Source organism: Streptosporangium sp. NPDC023963, assembly GCF_040639135.1.
Lineage (GTDB): Bacteria > Actinomycetota > Actinomycetes > Streptosporangiales > Streptosporangiaceae > Streptosporangium.
Genome location: NZ_JBEZZK010000011.1, coordinates 278,708 through 297,316, shown reverse-complemented (window position 1 = coordinate 297,316; position 18,609 = coordinate 278,708). Strand labels below are relative to the sequence as shown.

Genomic DNA, 18,609 nt, shown 5'->3' with positions numbered 1-18,609 from the left:
GACATGAAACAGCTGAGCATGCACGTGACCGACCTGTGCAACGAGAAGTGCGGCTTCTGCGTCGTGGGGTCGCCGCTGGCGAAGTCCGACAGCGTGGTGTACGAGGACCTGATCCGCTTCCTCGTCGAGAACTCCGGCCAGGGCTACGCGTCGGTGAACCTGCACGGCGGGGAGCCGACGATCCACCCCCGCCTGTTCGACCTGCTGCGCACGATCAGGCTGCTGGAGTACCCGCGCGTGGAGATCCAGACCAACGCGCGGCGGCTGAGGGACCCGGAGTTCACCCAGCGCCTCGCCGACAACGGGGTCGAGCTGTTCGTGGTCTCGCTGCACGGCTCCACCGCGGTCGTCCAGGACTGCCTGACGCAGACGCCGGGCGGGTTCGACGAGACGATCGAGGGCATCCGCAACGCCAAGCGGTCGGGCGTCGCGGTGCGGACCAACACCGTCATCACCCGGCTCAACATGGGCCGGCTGATGGACATCTGCAAGCTCTGCGTCGACCTGGGGGTCGACCACGTCAACATCTCCAACCTGCACCCGGTGGGCAGCGGCTTCTTCGCCCTGGACATGCAGGCGCCCACGGTCGCCGAGACCCGGACGCACCTGCTGCCGGTGATCGAGATGATGCTCGCGTCGCCGGCGCGGCTGACGCTGGAGGGCTTCCCGCTGTGCGTGGTCGCGCCGCACGAGGAGCTGGCCATCGAGGACGGGACGCGCTCGATCCGGATGATGTACCAGGGCAGCGTCGTGGACGACTACGACGCGTTCATGGACGATGAGATGCGCTCGTACGGGCCGCCCTGCGACGGCTGCCCGCTGCGGGCGCAGTGCGGCGGCGTCTACAACGAGTACGCCGAGCGCCGCGGCTGGGAAGAGTTCGGCCTGCGCCGGCCGTCCCCCATCGGCGGGTGACCGGGGTGTCCCGGCGAATCGCGATCTGGGCGGGCGGCAGCCTGCCCAACGTCGGCGACCGGCTGCTGGCGGCGGTGACCGAGGCCCAGCTGTCACGCCGCCTGCCGGACGCCACCTTCCGGCACTTCTGCCCGTGGAGCACCGGGGCCGGCCCCGCGCCGCTCCGGGTGGACCGGGACGGGCGCTGGCCCGGCGCGGGCTCGTTCGACGCCGTCGTGATGGCGGGCGGCCTGTGGAGCGGCCCGCCGTTCCGGCACCCGATCATGCAGGTGTTCTGCCTGGGACCCGACCCGGGGGCGTTCGATCCCGGCGTGTGGGTCGCCTGGCACGGCGTGGGCCTGCAGGACGGCACCCCGGCGCCCGCGCGTGACGACTGGCGCGGCTACCTGGGGGCGGTCCGGGAGCGGATCGACCACCTGACCGTGCGCGGCGAGGCCGCCGCCCGGCGGATGGACGACGCGACCGGCGTGCCGGGCACGGCGGTCGTCCCCGACCCGGCCTTCGCCCTGGAGCCGCTGGAGCCCCGGGCGGCCCGGGCCGCCCGGTCCGCCCGGTCCGCCGGAACCGGGCGGCGCCGCCGTCCGCTGATCGGCGTCGCCGTCGGCGCCCCGGGGGTGACCTCGCAGCTGGTCACCCACCTCGTCGGCCGCGATCTCGCCGCGCGCGGCGCGGCCGACCCGGCGTTGTGCGTGCCGCCGGAGCAGGTCATGGCCGAGGCGTCGGAACCCGGGGAGCGCGCCGCGTCGCTGGGATTCGTGACGGAGCTGGGCCTCACCCTGATCGAGCTGGCCGCCTTCGCCGACATCGAGTTCATCACGGTGCCCAACATCTACGGCGACGAGGAGGCCGGCGCCAGGTTCGCCCGGGCGGTGCCGCGGGCCCGCGTCCGGGAGCTCCGCCTCCCCGGCGTCTCCGGCGGCGGCGTGTCCGGCGCGTCCACCGGGGCCGGCGAGCTCACCGAGGCCTTCGCCCGCTGCGACCTCGTCCTCGTCTCCCGCTACCACAGCGCGATCCTCGCGCTGCGCGGCGCGACCCCGTTCGTGGCGGTCGATCCCTTCTGGAGCCGCCGCAACGGCACGAGCAAGCTGCACGAGCTCACCGCCGGGCTGGGCATGGCGCACCGCTACTGGACGCACCGCGGCACGCATCCCGCCGAGGACCTCCTCGGGATCGTGGAGCGCGCGCTGGACGACGACCCGATCGAGGCGGACGCCTACCGGGACACGCACGCGCGGGCGACGGCGGCCTTCGACCGGCTCGCCGAGGGGCTGCGCTCCGCTCGGCCGAGAGTGACACTGGGGAGATCGTCATGACCCTGAAGGCCGTACTCGTCTACTCCAACGACGACGGGTTCTCGCTGGGGGTGGAGCTGATCCGGGCGGCCGTGGCCGAGCGGGTCCCCGCGTCGGAGGTCGAGCACCGGGTCTGGTTCCACGAGGACGTGGGCAGCCTGGCCGAGGACTATCTGGGGCACTACAACGCGTTCATGGCGCGGCTGTTCGACTACCGGCCGGATGTGATCGCCTTCTCCGCGTTCGTGTGGAACCACGACGAGTTCACCCGGATGGGGCGCATCGTCAAGCGGCACCTGCCGGACTGCCGCGTCGTGTGGGGCGGCGCCCAGGCCAACTCCCGGCGGATGGCCGCCCACCTGCTGCGCGAGTACCCGTGGCTGGACCTGGTGCTGCGCGGCGAGGCCGAGGAGGCGTACCCGCAGCTGCTGGAGACCCTGGCGCGGGACGGCGACCTGGGCGCGGTGGCGGGCGTCACCCGGCGGGACGGCGGCGAGCCCGTGCACAACGACGACCCGCCCGACGTCGACCTGGGCGCGCTGCCGCTGGTCTTCACCGCCGACAGGCTCCCCCTGGAACCGATCCTGCGGCGCAGGCCCGACGCGGTCCTGGCGTACGAGACGGGCCGGGGGTGCCGGCAGAAGTGCAAGTTCTGTCTCTACAGCGCTCCCAAGCTCCGCGCGTTCCCCATGGAGCGGATCGAGCGCGAGCTGGCCTACCTGCTGGACGGGGGCATCCCCTACCTGCGGATGTGCGACGCGCACCTGGGCATCTCGCGGCACCGGGCCATGGAGATCTTCGAGATCGTCGCCGAGCACAACCGGGGGACGGTGGTGGACGTCTACCCGGACGTCAAGCACGTCGACCTCGACTACGTGCGGGCGATGAACCGCGCCGGGTGCCGCGTGATCACCCTGGGCATCCAGTCGTCGGACGCCGACACCCTGCAACTGGCGGCCCGCAGGTTCGACCGGGGGCGGTTCGCCCAGGCCGCCTCCCTCATCCGCCGCCACCACAACCACGCCCTGGCCGCGGACATCATCATCGGCATGCCGGGCGACAACGCGGACAAGGTTCGCGACAGCATACGGTTCGCCTACGAGAGCGGCGTGGAGAAGGTGCACTTCGCACCGTTGATGGCCTTCCCGGGGACCGACTTCTTCGAGTACGCGGAGCAGTACGGGATCGAGTTCCTCGACTTCCAGCCGCCGCTCGTCGTCCGGTCGCGTGGTTTCAGCGCCGAGGACTACCAGCGGGCGATGGTCTTCGCCGGGCGGGTCGAGGCGCTGCAGGACGCCGCGCCCACGCTGCTGCGCTGCCTCATCGCGGTCCCGGACTGCGACGTCGCGGCCTGGGCCGAGCGCCTCGACCTGGGCTCGGGGGCCGACCCGGTGCCGCGTGTCGAGGAGGCGGACCTGCCGCCCGAGGTGAGGAGCCTGCTGCTCGACGGGCTCGCCTGGGACGCCGCGGTCCGCGCCCAGCGGGCGACGACCGCGCAGGACCCGCCGGGGCTCACCGACGACGCGCTCGTCAAGGGCGTCACGCCGGACGCCGTCCACTGGGCCGACCACCCCGTCCACCTGCTGCTGCGCGACTTCACGCTGACCTTCGACGCGCTGGCCCGCGAGCGGCAGGGCTACCTGTTCCCCCGGGGCGGCACCGTGGGCTACCCGCTGGGCGGGCCGCTGCTGGCGGCCTTCGAGGCGGCGGCCCCGGGGATCACGGTCGGCGAGTGGCGGGACAAGACGCGGGCGGGCTCAGCCACCGAGCTGACCCGTGAGGTGTGTGACTCCGCCTTCAGGATCCTGCACGCCACCGGGGTCGTCACGCTGCGCGGGGAGGATTGAGTCTTGGCCGGGGTCCCAGTCGGTGTCCCGGCCGGGGTTCCAGCCGGGGTTCCAGCCGGGGTCCCGGCCGGGGTCCCGGCCGCGCAGGGATCTGGCCCGCGAGTCGTACTCGCGGGCCAGATCCCTGCGCGAGGACAGGCCCAGCTTGGCGAACACGCTGGACAGCTGGGCCTGCACCGTGCGGGGCGACACGAACAGCTTCGCGCCGATCTCGCGGTTGGTCATCCCGCCGGACGCCAGCAGGGCCACCTGGCGCTCGGCCCTGGTCAGAGCCGCCCAGCCGACCCCCTCCCTCCGCGGCCCCCGGCCCCGCCCCGCGTAGGTGACGGCCTGGCCGACGTCCAGCCCGGCGCCTTCCTCCCACAGGGCGGCGAACCCGCCGGCGCCCAGCGCGGCCCGCACCCCTGCCAGGTCCGCCTCGTGCTGCGGCGCCACCGCCGGGGGCCGCGACAGCCCCAGCCGGTCGCGCAGCGACTGGGCCGCGCCGAACAGCCTGGCGGCGTGCTCGTGGCGGCGGTGCCCGGCCGCGAGCCCGGCCATGGCCTCCAGCGAGTCGGCCGTCTGGGCCCGCAGCCCCATGGCGGCTCCGGTCCGCAGCGCCGCGTGGTGCGCGGAGGCGGCACGGGACGGATCGTCGCGCCGGGTGACGCTGCCGAGGGTGAACAGGCATCGCCAGGCGAGCGGACGGTCGTCGGTCTCCCGGGCGCGCGCCATGGCCTCCTCGGCGAAGGTGAGGGCCGCGGAGGCCGCGGAGGCACCGCCGGAGCCCAGGATCGCGGTGCCCAGCCCGGCCAGCCCCATGGCCGCCAGCCGGGCGGCGGTCCGCTCGCCCACCTCGACGACCTCCGAGAACACCTCCCGCGCCGCCTCGTACTCGCCGACGTCGAGCAGCATCCTGCCGAGCGTGTCGAGGCAGTCCCCGAGCAGCGGCGGGGAGTCCGCGGAGCGGGCGATGCGGACCGCCTCGGCGAGCCGCTCCCTGGCCGGTCCGTAGTGGCCGCGACAGGCGGCCACCTCCCCCAGCCCCCTGAGCACCGCGGCCCTCCCCCAGACGTCGCCCATCCGGTCGGCGGCGGCCAGACTCTGGCCGAGCGCGCTCTCCGCCTCCGCGTACGCGCCCTGGTAGACGGCCACCTGCGCCAGGGCGAGCAGGCCCATCTCCAGGTTCAGTTCCGAGCCGCGCCTGCGGCCGACGGCGACGCACCGCTCCAGGGCCGCGCGGGCCCCGGCGAGGTCGCCGGAGGCGAGAAGGGCGCGGCCGAGCAGGAAGAGGGGCACGCCGCTCCACGCGTGGCCCATCGGGGCCGTGCCCCGGGCGGCGAGCTCGGTGAGGGTGCGGCCCGCCGACGCGGGCTCGCCCATCGTCCGCAGGCCCGCCAGCACCGCCAGCGCCCGCGTCTGCCCGGCCTCGTCCCCCAGCTCGCGGAACATGGCCAGCGCCCGGCGGCAGGCGTCCGTGGCGTCGGCGTACTCGCCCAGGGCGCAGGAGAGCACCGCGCCGCTCAGCTCCGCGGCGGCCAGCACCTCCGCGCGGACCACGCCGCCCGCGGAGACCAGCGAGGCGATCCAGCCGCGCCCCTCGCGCGGGCGGCCCCGCAGGATCCAGTACGTCTCCAGCGCGCTCGCCAGCCGCGCCCCGACCGTCGTCGGTCCTCCGGACACGCACCAGCGCAGCACCGCCCGCATGTTGGCGTAGGCGGCCTCGACGCGTTCCAGGTGCGGCGCGGCGGCGCCCGTGGCGAGCGCCTCCGCCGCCCGCTCGGCCAGTGCCGCGTAGTACTCGGCGTGGCGCGCCCGCACGGTCTCGGTCTCGTCTCCGGCACGCAGTTCCTGCCGGGCGTAGGCGCGCACGACCCGCAGCAGCCGGTAGCGGGTCACGGCGCCGCCGGTGTCGCACTCGACGAGGGACCTGGACACGAGCATGGCCAGCAGGTCGACGACGGCGTCCGGCCCGATGCCCGCGCCCGCGCAGACCCCCTCCACATCGTCGATGACGAACCCGTCCTCGAACACCGCGAGCCTGCGCAGCAGCAGCCGCTCGCCGCCGGGCAGCATCTCGTGGCTCCAGCCGATCGCCGCCTCCAGCGACCTGTGCCTGGGATGGGCGGTGCGGTTCCCTCCGGCCAGCAGCCGGAGCGGGTCGTCGAGCCGCTCGGCGATCTGCGCCGGCGACAGCATGACGGAGCGGGCCGCGGCCAGCTCGACGGCCAGCGGCAGGCCGTCGAGGCGGCGGCAGATCTCCCGCACCGCGTCCGCGGTCTCCGGGGTGGCGGGCCGCCCCTGCGCGGCGGCGCGCTCGGCGAACAGGCGGGCGGACGGCACCGCGTCCAGCGGGGCGAGGCGGCAGGTCACCTCGCCGGGGACGCCCAGCGGCTCCCTGCTCGTGGCCAGCACGCCGAGCCCCGGGTGGGTGCCGAGCAGCTCCGGGACGATCACGGCGCACCGGTCGGCGACGCGCTCGCAGGTGTCGAGCACGAGCAGCGAGGGTCCCTCGCCGGGGACGACGCCGAGATCCGCGAGGCCGGACCCTCCGGGACCGCCCCTTCCGGGACCGCCCGCGGGGCCGGGGGGAACGGGGGCGGTGGCGGCGGGGCCGTCGAAACCGGCGGCCAGGTCGCGGAACCAGACGCCGCCCGGATAGGCGTCGGCCCAGGCGCGGGTGTACGCGTGTGCCATCCGGGTCTTGCCGACCCCCGGAGCGCCGGTGAGCGTGACCAGCCGCGCCGAACCGAACAGGTCGCGCAGGCCGGCGAGTTCGGCGTCGCGGCCGACGAGGTCGCCGGACCAGTCCCGGGGCAGGTCGCCGCCCACCGCTAGGCCACCAGACGCCGGGAGAACGACCGCAGCGACAGCGCGCCCGTCACGAGCGTTCCCACGGTGAGGACGGTCAGCGCGACCGCCTCGGGCATGTGCGGGACGGCGGGACTCAGCGCGCCGCGCAGCGCCTCGCTCACGTAGACGAGCGGGTTCGCCAGGACGGCCGTCTGCAGCCACGGGATCGCCTCCAGGGCCGCCCAGGGGTAGTACACGCAGCCGAGCATCATGAGCGGGACGATGAAGATCGCGAACAGGGTGCTGAGCTGCTGGGGCGGGAGCAGCGTGCCGATGAGCAGGCCGATGCAGGCCGTGAGGAGGGACGACAGCACCAGGACCGCGACCAGCAGCGGCCAGCGCCCGAAGTCGATGTTCGGGGCCTCGCCCGGCGCGTGCACGAAAAGCACCGCGAGGAAGACGACCACCGCCGCGACCACCCCCTGGATCGCGCCCGCGACGATCTTCTCGACGCCGACGACCCAGACGGGGATCGGGGCCAGCGCCCTGTCGTCGATCTCCTTGGTGTACGAGAGCTCCATGACCAGCGGGGTCGTCACGGCGAAGATGCCCTGCAGCACGATGCCCGAGGCGACCAGGCCGGGGACCAGGATCGTGGCGAACGTCTCCGCGCGCCCGTCCGCGGAGAGCCCCTGGCCCGCCCCGTACCCGATCCGCGGCAGGACCACGGCGAAGACGAAGATGAACAGGACGGGCTGCACCACGGTTCGGGCCATGAAGGAGCGCAGGTCCCGCCGCAGCACCCGCAGGTCGCGGGCGAGCAGCGCGCCGAAGGTGCGCGCGTAGTGGCGCGACGCGGCCGGAGGCGCGGCCGGGGGCGCGATGGTCGATGCCGTCATCGAATCTCCTTGAGCGTGGAGACCCCGGGCCTTGGCCCCGGGGCGGAACCGCGGCGCGGTGGCCGCGTGGTTCGGAGTGGTTCGGAAGGGTCGCACCCGGGAGGCGACGATGCCGCCGCCTCTGAGCGGTGCCCGCGCGGTCCGGAAGGTCTTCCGCGAGGCGGCGGTCAATCCCGGTACTCCCGCCCGGTCAGGGCGAGGAACACGGTTTCGAGGCTGGGCCGGACGACCCGGACGTCGGCCAGCGCCAGCCCGGCGTCCTGGCCCATGCTCACCAGGAGGGCCAGGACGCCCTCCGGGGCCGGGGTGAAGACGCGCAGCCGGTTGTCGGCGACCTCGGCACCCGTGACGCCCGCCAGCCGCCCGGCCTGCGCGACGATCTTCTCCGGGTCGCCGTCGTAGGTCAGGGTCAGCACGGTCCGCAGGCTGGTGGACGCCTTGAGCTCGGAGAGCGTCCCGCAGGCCAGGACCGCCCCGTGGTCGACGATCGCGACCCTGTCGCAGAGTTCCTCGGCCTCCTCCATGTAGTGGGTCGACAGGACGACCGTCTGTCCCCCGTCGCGGATCTCCCGCAGGATGTCCCAGAGGTTCACCCGGGTCTGGGGGTCCAGGCCCGAGGTGGGCTCGTCGAGGAAGAGGATGTCCGGCCGGTGCATCAGCGCCCGCGCGATCATGATGCGCTGCGCCTGGCCGCCCGACATCTCGGTGACCTTGGACCCGGCGCGGGAGCCCAGGCCGAACCGCTCCAGCAGTTCGGCCGCCCGCCGCCTGGCCTCCCGCGCGGGCAGCCCGGCGTAGCGGCCGCGGAACTCCAGGTTCTCGCCCGCGGTGAGCTGCCGGTCGAGGTTGTTGTACTGGGCCACGACACCGATGCAGCGCTTGACCGCGATGGGGTCGCGCACCACGTCCGCGCCCGCCACCCTGGCCGTACCGCCCGTCGGGGCGATCCTGGTGGTGAGCATCCCGATCGTCGTCGTCTTTCCCGCCCCGTTGGGCCCGAGGAGGCCGAACAGCTCGCCCCTTCGCACCCGCAGGGTGAGTCCGGCCACCGCCTCGGTCACCCTGGACGAGCTCACGTAGGTCTTGCGCAGTTCGCTGGTCTCGACCGCGACGTCCGCCATGTCCGGCTCCCTCTTCGGCACGTGGCGCCCAGTGTGGGAGCGCCCGGTTAAGGCGCGCCTTGACGATGGTTGGAATCCGGTTTGAGACGTCGCGCCACCCCTGTCCGGGATGGATATCAGGCAGTTCCATACCGGGTTCCAACCGTTATCCAACCGGCCGAGCCGACACTTCGTTCAGACGACGGGAGCCCGATGACACCCCCCAGCATCACCTTGCGGGCGAAGATCGACCTGACCGGCCACGCGCTCCGCAGCGCGGGGAGCTCGCTGTGGCGGGCTCCCGACCCGCGACGGCGCTACCGCGACTACCTGTGCGCGATGCACATGGTCATCAGGGCGTCGGTTCCGCTGCTGCGGGTCGCGGCGGCCAGGTCCGCGGAGCTGGGCGAGACGGAGCTGGCCGGATACCTGGACCGGCACGCGGAGGAGGAGGCCGGCCACGACGACTGGCTGCTGGAGGACCTGGCGCTGATCGACCCCTCCGCGGAGGACGCGCTGCGCGGCACGCCGCCCCCGTCGGTGGCCGGGCTCGTCGGGGCCCAGTACTACTGGGTACTGCACCACCACCCCGTCGCCCTGCTCGGGTACATCGCGGTGCTCGAGGGCGAGGCCCCCTCCCCCGCGCTGCTGGAACACCTCGAGCGGAGCACGGGACACCCGCGGGCGGCGTTCCGCACGCTGTGGCGGCACGCCGCGCTGGACCCCGGGCACCGTGAGGACCTCGACCGGATGCTCGACGGCCTGCCGGCGGTGCGGGAGCGGCAGGACGCCGTCGGGACCAGCGCCCTGCACACCGTGCGCGCGGCGGCCGAGCTGCTGCGCGAGCTGGCCGGCGAGCCCGCCGAGGTGCTCTCGTGCACCTGATGGACATCCTGGCGCTGCGCCCCGTACCCGCCGCCGCGGTGCTCATGGCGATCACGCGGCGGTGCCCGCTGCGCTGCCGCCACTGCTCGACCGGCTCGCTGCCCGCCTCCGAGGAACACCCCGGGGAGATCTTCCAGCGCTTCGCCGGGACGTTCGCGCCGGGGGACGGGCCCCGGCTGGTCATGCTCACCGGGGGCGAGCCGCTGCTCCGGCCCCGCCTGGCCCGTTCGCTGGCCGAGACCGCCGCCCGCGGCGGCGCCCGCACGATGATCCTGTCGGGCATGTTCTTCGCCCCCCGGGTGCCCCCCGCCGCCGGCGAGGCGGTCCGGATCCCTCCCGCGATCGACGCGGCGATCGGCGCGGCCGACCACTTCTCCGCCAGCCTGGACGCCTTCCACGAGGAGGAGGTGCCCCGGGAGAGCGTCTTCGCGGTCATGCGGGCGCTGCTGGCGCGGGGCAAGGACCTCAGCTTCCACGTCACGGGGACCGGGCCGGGCGACCCCTACCTGCGCGACGTCACCGCGGCGATCCGGCGGGAGTTCGGCGACCGGGTGCCGATGCTGGTGGGCCGGGTGGGACCCGTCGGCCGGGCCCGTACCGCCGCGCTCGCCGTACCCTCGCCGCCCTCGCTCCCCGCCGCGACGGGGAGCCAGCCCGTGCCCGGCGCGCCGGCCGGGACCGCCTCGCGCGCAGCGCCCGCCGGGGCCGACGGAGCGGTGACGGCCTCAGAAGCCGGCCCGACAGAAGCCGGCCCGCCCGCCGGAGCCGGGACCGCCGGGAGCGCGCTGCCGTGCGCGATGGCCGCCTGGCCGACCGTCGGGTTCGACGGGACGATCACCGCGTGCTGCAACCAGGACGTCGTCGACCACCGTCCCGTTCCCGGTCACCTGCGCCTGGGACACGCGGGCACCGACGACTGGGGCACGGTCAGGCGGCGCTGCCTGGAGTCCGGTGTGCTGCGCGCCCTGAGAACGTACGGCCCGCTCTGGCTGGCCGGCGCCCCGCCGGAGCGGGGGTACTGCGAGACCTGCCGGAAGCTGAACGTGCCACCCCCCGCGCCGACGCCCGCCGCCGCCTTCGTGGAGCGGCAGGTCCGTGACCTGCAGCTGGCCGGCGGCGGCACGGGGTTCGCCAGGCGGTACGGATGTCCTCCCTACGACGACCTCGTGTCGCTCGGCCACCCTGAGAGGGACCATGACTTTTGACCCTGTTCGAGAACTGGCCCGCGCGGGGATCGACCTCACCCTCGTCAGCCCTGAGCAGCGCGAGGTCGTCCTCGCGCTGAGCGAGGCCGAGGTCGCCCTCCTGGCCTCCATCCACGAACGGCTGAGGGACAGCGCCCCCGAGGTCGAGGCCCACATCGTCGGCGGACTCCTGTTCTGATCGGGGACGATCATGCGATGCCCTTCCTGCCTGGCCGAGACACCGGGGCGGCCCCGGTTCTGCCCGTCGTGCGGCACGCGCCTCATCGCGCCGGCGGCGGAGGCGCGCAAGATCGTCACGGTGGTCTTCTGCGACCTGGCCGAGTCCACCGCGCTGAGCGAGCGCCTGGACCCCGAGTCGCTCCGCGCGGTCCTGATCCGCTACTTCACGCTCATGCGCGACCAGCTCGCCTGGCACGGCGGCACCGTGGAGAAGTTCATCGGCGACGCCGTCATGGCCGTCTTCGGCGTCCCGGAGCTGCACGAGGACGACGCGCTGCGCGCCGCCCGGGCGGCGGTGGACATGCAGGCGGCGCTCGAACGTCTCAACGACGACCTCGAACGCGACCTGGGGATCCGGCTCAGGGCCCGCATCGGCGTCAACACCGGCGAGGTCGTCACCTCGGGTCCCGGCCACGGCGAGCAGGCGCTCGTCGCGGGCGAGACGGTGAACGCCACCGCCCGGCTCCAGCAGCTCGCCGGGCCGGGGGAGATCCTGCTGGGCCCCGAGACGTGGCGCCTGGTCGGCCCCTCCGCGGTGGGCGTCGCGGTCGGGCCCCTGGTGCTGCGCGGCAAGCGGCATCCGGTCACCGCCTGGCGGCTGGACTCGATGCGCTCCGACGACCCGGCGGTGATCCGGCGGTTCGACGTCCCGTTCGTCGACAGGCGGGAGCCGCTGCACGAGCTGGACGGCATCCTCGACGGGATCATCAGCCGGCGCCACTGCCGCATCGTGACCCTGCACGGCGAGGCCGGGGTGGGAAAGACCCGGCTGGCGCGGCTGTGGGCCGAGCGCGCGGGGCAGCGGGGCGTCCTCGTCGGTTCCGGCCGCTGCCGCCCGTACGGCGCGGGAGGCACGCTGCTCGGGGTGGCCGACGCGGTGCGCGAGCTGGTGACGGTGGGCACGCCCGACCCCGAGGCCCTGGCCGTGCTCCGCGACGGCCTCCTGAAGGACGGCACTCCCAATCCCTCCCAGCAGGAGACCTCCTGGGCTCTGCGCAGCGTCCTGGAGAGCCTGGGGCGCTCCACGTACGTGCTGATCGTGCTGGACGACGTGCAGTGGGCGGACGGCCCGGTCTTCGACATGCTCGGCGACCTCGCCGAGGAGCTGCGCGACACCGCGATGATGGTGCTGTGCGTGGCCCGCTCCGACCTGTTCGACCGCATGCCGGACTGGCAGCCCGCCTCCCGGCTGGCCCTGCCCCGGCTCGGGCCGGCCGACTCCCGGTTCCTGGTCTCCGAGCTGGCCGAGGTGACGGCGCACGACGGCGCCCTGCTGGAGCGGATCGCCGAGCGCGCCGAGGGCAATCCCCTGTACCTGGAGCAGCTCGTGGCCATGCTCGGCGACGGCGGGGAGCCGCACGGCCTGCCGCTGACCGTGCACGCGCTCATCGCGGCCCGCGTCGACAGGCTCGGGCCCGACGCCAGGGCGATGCTGGAGTGCGCCACCGTGGTCGGCAGGGAGTTCAGCGTCGAGGAGCTGCGGGCCGTCTCGGGAGCCGACGAGCCGGACGAGCTGCTGGAGGAGCTCGGGCGCAAGTCCTTCGTCGAGCACCGCACGGAGGCGACGTTCCGGTTCGCCAGCGGCCTCATCCAGGAGGTCGTGTACGGCGGCATGGCCAAGCGCCGGCGGGCCGAGCTGCACGAGAGGTTCGCCGATTGGCTGGCCGTGGGAGAGGCCGGGGACGAGGCCGTCGGCACGCACCTGGAGCGGGCCTACCGGCACCGCGCCGATCTGGGTCCTCCCGACGACCACACCGTGCGGCTGAGCGGCGCGGCCGCGGCCCGGCTGTCGGGGGCGGGCACCCTCGCGCTGCGCAGGAGTGACCTGTCCAGGGCGGAGAAGCTGCTCAGCAGGGGTGCGGAGCTGCTGGGGCCCGCCCATCCCGGCTGGCCGCAGATCAGCGGGCGGGTCGCGGAGACCGCGATCACCCTGGGCGACGTCGAGCGGGGGCGGCTGCTGCTCACCGAGGTGCTGGAACGCGCGACGGGCGACGCGGACGCGCTGGTGGCCGCGCACGCCTCGCTCTACCTGAGCCACTTCGACCCCGCGGGGTCCTTCGAGGTCGCGCGCCGGGCCATCCCGGTCTTCGAGACGGCCGGCGACGACCTGGGGCTGGCCAGGGCCTGGACCATGGTCGCCCAGGAGGCTCAGGGGCGTGGCAGATTCGCCGAGACGAGGGGGATGCTGCAGCGTGCCCTGGGGTACGCCGTGCGGTCCGGCGCCGAGCTGGAACGCGCGACGATCCTGGGCAACATGGCCGCCTCCCTCTGGCTCGGCCCCGAGCCGGCCCCCGTCGCCATCTCCCGGTGCCGCGACCTGCTGGCCGCGCACGGCAGGGACCGCGGGACCGTGCGTGCCGTCGTCCGCTGCCCGCTGGCGGTCCTGCTGGCCACGCGGGGGAAGTTCGACGAGGCCAGGGCCACCCTCGCGGCGGCCGAGCGATCCTTCGCCGACCTGCGGCACGCGTACGCCGACGCGTTCATGCCGATCTTCTCCGCGGCCGTCGAGTCGCTGGCCGGGCGCTGGGACGTCGCCGGGGACCTGCTGCTCCGGGCGTGCGCCAGGGCGGAGGCGCTCGGCGACGCCCAGCTCCTGGTCACCGCCTCGCGTGATCTGGCCGGCACGCTGCTGCGCCGGGGGGATCTGGACGGCGCCGAGCGGTGGGCGGGCACGGCCCTGGAGGGCTCGCCGGGGGACGCGCCGATGAACACGGCCGAGCTGCACGCGATCCGGGCCGAGGTGCTCGCCGCCCGGGGGGCCGGGGACCCCTCCCGCGAGCTCATGGACCTGGCCCTGCGCGAGGCCCGCGGCACCGATTCCCCCACCTGCCGCGCCACCGTCCTGCTCGGCAACGCCCGCGGCCTCGCCCTCCTGGGGGCGTACGAGGAGAGCGGGGCGGCGGCGCGCGGCGCGGCGGCCGAGTTCGCGGCCAAGGGGCATCTGGTCGGCAAGGGGTGGGCGTCGGCGGTGCGGCGATGACCGCCCCTCCGGACCTCACGTGGCGGCTCGGCGCCGAGGACGACATCGCCGTGTCCGCCGCGGGCAACGCCGCCGTCACCCCGGAGTGGGCGTGGCAGGGCGCCACCGGGCGCGGCGTGCGGGTTTGCGTCGTGGACAGCGGGGTCGACCGTGACCATCCGATGCTCGCCCCGGTGCACGCGACCCACGCCGTGGTGACGGGCCCGGACGGCAAGGCCGTCGTGCGGGAGAGCGACGGCGCCGACAGCTGCGGGCACGGGACGGCGTGCGCCGGGATCATCCGCTCGATCGCGCCCGGGTGCGAGCTGCACAGCGTCCAGGTGCTGGGAGCGGGGTTCTCGGGAACGGGCGACGCCCTGGTCACCGGGCTCCGCTGGGCCATCGAGCAGGAGTTCGACGTGGTGAGCCTGAGCCTGTCGACCAACAGGAGACACCTGGCCGAGCCGCTGCGCGAGCTCGGCGATCTCGCCTACTTCCGGCGGACGGTGCTCGTGGCGTCCGCGCACAACCTGCCGGTGGAGAGCTTCCCCTGGCGGTTCTCGTCGGTGATCTCCGTGGGCAGCCACGCCGAGGACGATCCCGGCCTGATCCTCTACAACCCCCGCCCGCCCGTGGAGTTCTTCGCCCACGGATCCGACGTGGAGGTGGCCTGGCCCGGTGGCGGGAGCACCCGGTGCACCGGGAACAGCTTCGCGACCCCCCACGTCGCGGCCCGGTGCGCGCTGATCCTGAGCAAGCACCCCGGGCTGACGCCCTTCCAGGTGAAGACCGTCATGTACCTGACCGCTCAGAACGTGAGGAGGCCCGATGACAGGGAACGGTGAGATGGTCGCGGCCATCTCCGCCGCGGTCGCCGGCTCGGAGAGGGAACACCGGCTCCTGCTCCAGTCGATCGTCGACACGGCGCGCGTGATCTTCGGCGCCAAGGCCAGCTCGATCTTCCTGGTGAGCGAGGAGCACGGGGACCTCGTCTTCGAGGCGGTCTCCGGCGAGGGCGAGCAGGTGCTCGTCGGGCGGCGCTTCCCCGCCACGCGGGGCATCGCCGGGTGGGTGCTGAACGCCAGGGACGCGCTGATCGTCGACGACCTCTCGGCGAGCACCGTGTTCGCCCGCGACATCGCCGAGTCGACCGCGTACGTGCCGGGCGGGCTCATGGCGGTGCCGCTCGTCCACGACGACGAGGCGCTGGGGGTCCTGGAGGTCCTGGACCCCCACCCGCAGGCGCGGGCGAGCATCGACGAGCTGGCGCTGCTGACGCTCTTCGCCTCGCAGGCCTCGGCGGCGCTGCGGATCGTGCAGCGCAACCGCTACGCCCGGCGGGTCCTGGACGGCACCGGGGCCGAGTTCGGCGACCTCGTGTCCATCGTCTCCGCGCTGGCGGGCGGGACCGCGGAAAGACGGCGGGCCGGACTGCGCCTGATCGGCTCGCTTCACGAGCTCCTGGTTGACAACCAGAGCTGACCAATTCAGGCAGGATTCACCCATTTACTAATACTAAAGCGCATATATCATGACAATTCCATGAGGCCGCCTCACGAAACCTGATTATCCTTCCTAAGTCGCCTGACCAGTCAATGGAGAATTCCGCCGTGGGTGCAACCGCAGTGCGCGAGGAGGCAGAGGCGGGAGAAACCACTTTCGCCGTGCTCGGCCCTCTCGAGGCCCGCCGCAACGGCAGTCTGGTTCCGCTCGGGCCCTTCAAGCAACGCGTGCTCCTGTCCCTGCTGCTCTGTCACGCCAACAGGATCGTGCCGGTGGACCAGCTCAGCACGGCGGCGTGGAGCGAGGAGCCGCCCCGGACCGCTCTGAAGAACGTCCAGGTCTACGTGTCCGCGCTGCGCAAGAACGTGCTCGGGACGGCCAACCGCGACCGGTTGACCTACCGCCCCCCCGGCTACCAGCTGCGGCTCGGTCCGCAGCACCTCGACATCCTGGACTACGAGACCCTGGCACGCAGGGGCCGTCAGCACCTGCGCGACCGCGAGATCACCAAGGCGGTGGACCTGCTGCACGAGGCGCTGAAACTCTGGCGGGGCGACCCCCTGCCCGACATGGCGCAGGTGCCGCTGATCAGCGACGAGCTCTCGCGGCTGCACAGCGAGCGCATGTCGGTCTACGAGGACTGGGCGGAGGCGCAGCTCATCCTCGGACACCACGCCCACATCATCGACTCCCTGGAGGAGAACGTCCGGAGCCATCCGCTCAGGGAGCGGCTGCGCAGCACGCAGATGGTCGCGCTGTTCCGCTGCGGGCGGCAGTCGGAGGCCCTGGCGCAGTATGAGGACATGCGCCAGACGCTGGCCAGGGACCTCGGGTTGCAGCCCAGCCCGGTCCTCGAACGGCTCTACCGGGCGATCCTCGCGGGCGCCCCGTCCCTGGACAGCCCGTCCTCCGACGGCCCGCAGCACCTCGGCACCCCGCTGTTCGGCGGCCCGCGGCGCGACGGCGCGGCCGTGCTCAGGGCGCGCTCCTCGACCGGCAACGGCCATGACGTCATCGCCCACCTCAGCCAGCTCCCCCGCGACCTGGCCGACTTCACCGGCCGCCGCGAGACCGTCCAGGACATCCTCGACGTCTTCCGCGCCCGCCGGCACAGCCCGCCGGTGGTGATCTCCGGTCCGGCCGGAACGGGCAAGACGGCGCTGGCGGTGCACGCCGCCCACCTGCTTCGCGAGCGCTTCCCCGACGGACAGCTCTTCGTGCGGCTGCGTACGGCGGGCGGCCGGGAGCGCTCGATTCCCGACGTGCTGGCCGAGATCCTGCGCACCTGCGGCTTCGACGGCGACCCGCCGCGCCGGGCCGGCGAGCGGGTCGCCGCCTGCCGGGCCTGGCTCGCGGAGCGCAGCATCCTGCTCATCCTCGACGAGGCGTCGACCGCCGCGCAGATACGGCCCCTGCTGCCCGGCACCGGTGACAACGGGGTGCTGATCACCGGCAGGAGGCGGCTGAGCGCCCTGGAGTCGGCGCACCACGTGGCGCTGGAGGGCTTCACCCCCGAGGAGGGCGTGGAGCTGCTGCGACGGACCGCCGGCGCGGAGCGCGTCGACGCCGACCCTACGGCGGCCCTGAGCGTGGTCGGCACCTGCGGCAACCTGCCCCTCGCCGTCCGCATCGCCGGAGCGCGGCTGGCCGCCTCCCGGCACGTCCTGCTCCCCCTGTTCGCCGACCGCCTCGCCGACGAGCACTCGCTGCTGGACGAGCTGTCGGTGGACGACCTGTCGATGCGCGCGTGCGCGGCCACCTACGAGCGCGACCTCGGGCCCGACCTGTGGGCCTCGCTGCGGCGCCTGGGCGCGCTGCCGACCGGCGAGTTCACCGTCGACGACCTGGCGGCGCTGATCGGCTCCGACGCCCGGCTCGCCGCGGGCGTCGCCGACAAGCTGGTCGAGGCCCACGTCGTCACCGCGGAGTCCCGGCCCTCTCCGGTCTACCTGATCGCCGACTGGCTGCGCCTGTACGCGCGGGAGCGGCTGGAACGGGAGGAGTCCGCGGCTCAGCGCACGGCGGCCGAGAGGCGGCTCCGCAGGGCGCGCGCCCGCACCCGGTCGGTCCCGGCCCGGTGACCGATTCCCGGACTCGATAAAAGCGCGCCAAAAAACAAAAAGGCCCTTAAAAGGTCTTTCCGTATTTCCCTTAACGGGCCGAGCCTCGGCGGGCCGCTCCAGGGGAAGCCGAAATGCCGGAAGGCTCGGGAGAACCGGTAAAGGGAGTTTTTCCAGGACCGAAAATTCCGGCACCCCTTTTACCCGTCCCGCTTACTCCGCCCGTCCCGCTTACTCAGCCCGTCTCGCTCGCTCAGCCCGTCCCGCTCGCTCAGCCCATCCCGCTTACTCCGCCCGTCCCGCTTTTCCGGCCCCGGAGTCATCGACCGGTGCGGTCGGGCGTCCCCACCGGGCTCCGCCTCCGCCCGGGGCCTTCCACGGCCTCGACGCGACGATCCCCGAGGTGGAGATCAGTCGCCGGGCCGCCGCCGGATGGGTGGTGGCGCCGCGCCGGGCCCTGCTTCGCCGGCGGAGGGACGCAGGCGTACCAGCCGCATGGCCAGGTGGGCCCGGAGCCTGCCCGCGGAGTCGGCGAGGGAGAAGCCGAGGGCCTCCTCCGCCCGCGCGATGCGCGCGGCCAGCGAGCTGTGGTGCAGGTGCACGGCGACGGCGGCCCGGCGGACCGTGCCCTCGGCGCCCTCGGCGCACAATGCGCGCACCGCCTCCAGCGCCTCGGCGCCGTACGGCCGCCGTGCGAGCTTCTCGACGGCTCGCACGTCGGGCAGGGCGGCGATCTCCTCGTCCGGCACGTGGGTGGCGAACAGGGCCGGCGCGCCGAGACCGGCCCAGTCGACCACCCGGTCCGCCGGGTGCGGACCGGTGAAACGCAGGGCGGTGCGGGCCGCCGCCCAGGATTCGGCGGCTCCGGCTCCGGGCGTCTGCGGCCCGACGCCGACGCGCCAGGTGTCCGGTATCCCGGGCGGCTCGCCGGGCCCGTCGATCGCCGGGCCTGG

The 18,609-nt window shown here is 74.1% G+C and carries 14 protein-coding genes; 10 read left to right on the top strand and 4 right to left on the bottom strand.

Going from position 1 to position 18,609, the window contains the following annotated elements:
* Nucleotides 1–3 precede the first annotated feature (3 nt).
* Genes AB0F88_RS29610 through AB0F88_RS29600 form a run of 3 tightly spaced genes read left to right on the top strand, consistent with a single transcriptional unit; the run spans nt 4 to nt 4,054 of the window.
* Nucleotides 4–915: a radical SAM protein gene (locus AB0F88_RS29610; protein WP_362691154.1), complete on the top strand. Its 912-nt coding sequence runs from the start codon at nt 4–6 to the stop codon at nt 913–915.
* Nucleotides 916–920: 5 nt separating this feature from the next.
* On the top strand, nt 921–2,228 hold the full coding sequence (locus tag AB0F88_RS29605) for a polysaccharide pyruvyl transferase family protein (protein WP_362691151.1): 1,308 nt from the start codon (nt 921–923) through the stop codon (nt 2,226–2,228).
* Nucleotides 2,225–4,054 (top strand): radical SAM protein, encoded by a 1,830-nt coding sequence (locus tag AB0F88_RS29600; protein ID WP_362691148.1) that lies wholly within the window; start codon nt 2,225–2,227, stop codon nt 4,052–4,054. Before AB0F88_RS29605 ends, AB0F88_RS29600 begins: the two co-directional genes overlap by 4 nt.
* Here the strand turns inward: AB0F88_RS29600 and AB0F88_RS29595 are convergent.
* The 3 genes from AB0F88_RS29595 to AB0F88_RS29585 form a co-directional block, all read right to left on the bottom strand.
* On the bottom strand, nt 3,965–6,865 hold the full coding sequence (locus AB0F88_RS29595; RefSeq protein WP_362691145.1) for a LuxR C-terminal-related transcriptional regulator: 2,901 nt from the start codon (nt 6,863–6,865) through the stop codon (nt 3,965–3,967). The two genes, AB0F88_RS29600 and AB0F88_RS29595, sit on opposite strands and share 90 nt — an antisense overlap.
* Nucleotides 6,866–6,867: 2 nt before the next feature.
* Nucleotides 6,868–7,725, bottom strand: a complete 858-nt coding sequence (locus AB0F88_RS29590) for an ABC transporter permease (RefSeq protein ID WP_362691142.1) — start codon at nt 7,723–7,725, stop codon at nt 6,868–6,870.
* A 167-nt stretch (nt 7,726–7,892) separates the two neighbouring features.
* On the bottom strand, nt 7,893–8,846 hold the full coding sequence (locus AB0F88_RS29585; RefSeq protein WP_362691139.1) for an ABC transporter ATP-binding protein: 954 nt from the start codon (nt 8,844–8,846) through the stop codon (nt 7,893–7,895).
* Between the two features lie 192 nt (nt 8,847–9,038).
* Here AB0F88_RS29585 and AB0F88_RS29580 point away from each other — a divergent pair, with 192 nt between their 5' ends.
* The 7 genes from AB0F88_RS29580 to AB0F88_RS29550 all read left to right on the top strand — a co-directional run bounded on the left by AB0F88_RS29580 (nt 9,039) and on the right by AB0F88_RS29550 (nt 17,677).
* Nucleotides 9,039–9,710, top strand: coding sequence for an iron-containing redox enzyme family protein (locus tag AB0F88_RS29580; protein ID WP_362691136.1), 672 nt, complete (start codon nt 9,039–9,041; stop codon nt 9,708–9,710).
* Nucleotides 9,710–10,915, top strand: a complete 1,206-nt coding sequence (locus tag AB0F88_RS29575; RefSeq protein ID WP_362691220.1) for a radical SAM protein — start codon at nt 9,710–9,712, stop codon at nt 10,913–10,915. Before AB0F88_RS29580 ends, AB0F88_RS29575 begins: the two co-directional genes overlap by 1 nt.
* Entirely contained in the window at nt 10,905–11,093 is a 189-nt protein-coding gene (locus AB0F88_RS29570) for an aroma-sacti cluster domain-containing protein (protein WP_362691133.1), read from the top strand. Before AB0F88_RS29575 ends, AB0F88_RS29570 begins: the two co-directional genes overlap by 11 nt.
* 12 nt (nt 11,094–11,105) lie before the next feature.
* Nucleotides 11,106–14,114, top strand: a complete 3,009-nt coding sequence (locus tag AB0F88_RS29565; RefSeq protein ID WP_362691130.1) for an adenylate/guanylate cyclase domain-containing protein — start codon at nt 11,106–11,108, stop codon at nt 14,112–14,114.
* Nucleotides 14,111–14,938, top strand: coding sequence for a S8 family serine peptidase (locus AB0F88_RS29560; protein ID WP_362691127.1), 828 nt, complete (start codon nt 14,111–14,113; stop codon nt 14,936–14,938). The genes AB0F88_RS29565 and AB0F88_RS29560 overlap by 4 nt, the downstream gene beginning before the upstream one ends.
* Entirely contained in the window at nt 14,922–15,575 is a 654-nt protein-coding gene (locus AB0F88_RS29555; RefSeq protein WP_362691124.1) for a GAF domain-containing protein, read from the top strand. The genes AB0F88_RS29560 and AB0F88_RS29555 overlap by 17 nt, the downstream gene beginning before the upstream one ends.
* Before the next feature lie 128 nt (nt 15,576–15,703).
* Nucleotides 15,704–17,677 carry a BTAD domain-containing putative transcriptional regulator gene (locus AB0F88_RS29550; protein ID WP_362691121.1) on the top strand — a complete coding sequence of 658 codons (1,974 nt, stop codon included), beginning with the start codon at nt 15,704–15,706 and terminating at the stop codon, nt 17,675–17,677.
* A gap of 389 nt (nt 17,678–18,066) precedes the next feature.
* Here the strand turns inward: AB0F88_RS29550 and AB0F88_RS29545 are convergent, their stop codons facing one another.
* Nucleotides 18,067–18,453 (bottom strand): helix-turn-helix domain-containing protein, encoded by a 387-nt coding sequence (locus AB0F88_RS29545; RefSeq protein WP_362691118.1) that lies wholly within the window; start codon nt 18,451–18,453, stop codon nt 18,067–18,069.
* Nucleotides 18,454–18,609 lie beyond the last annotated feature (156 nt).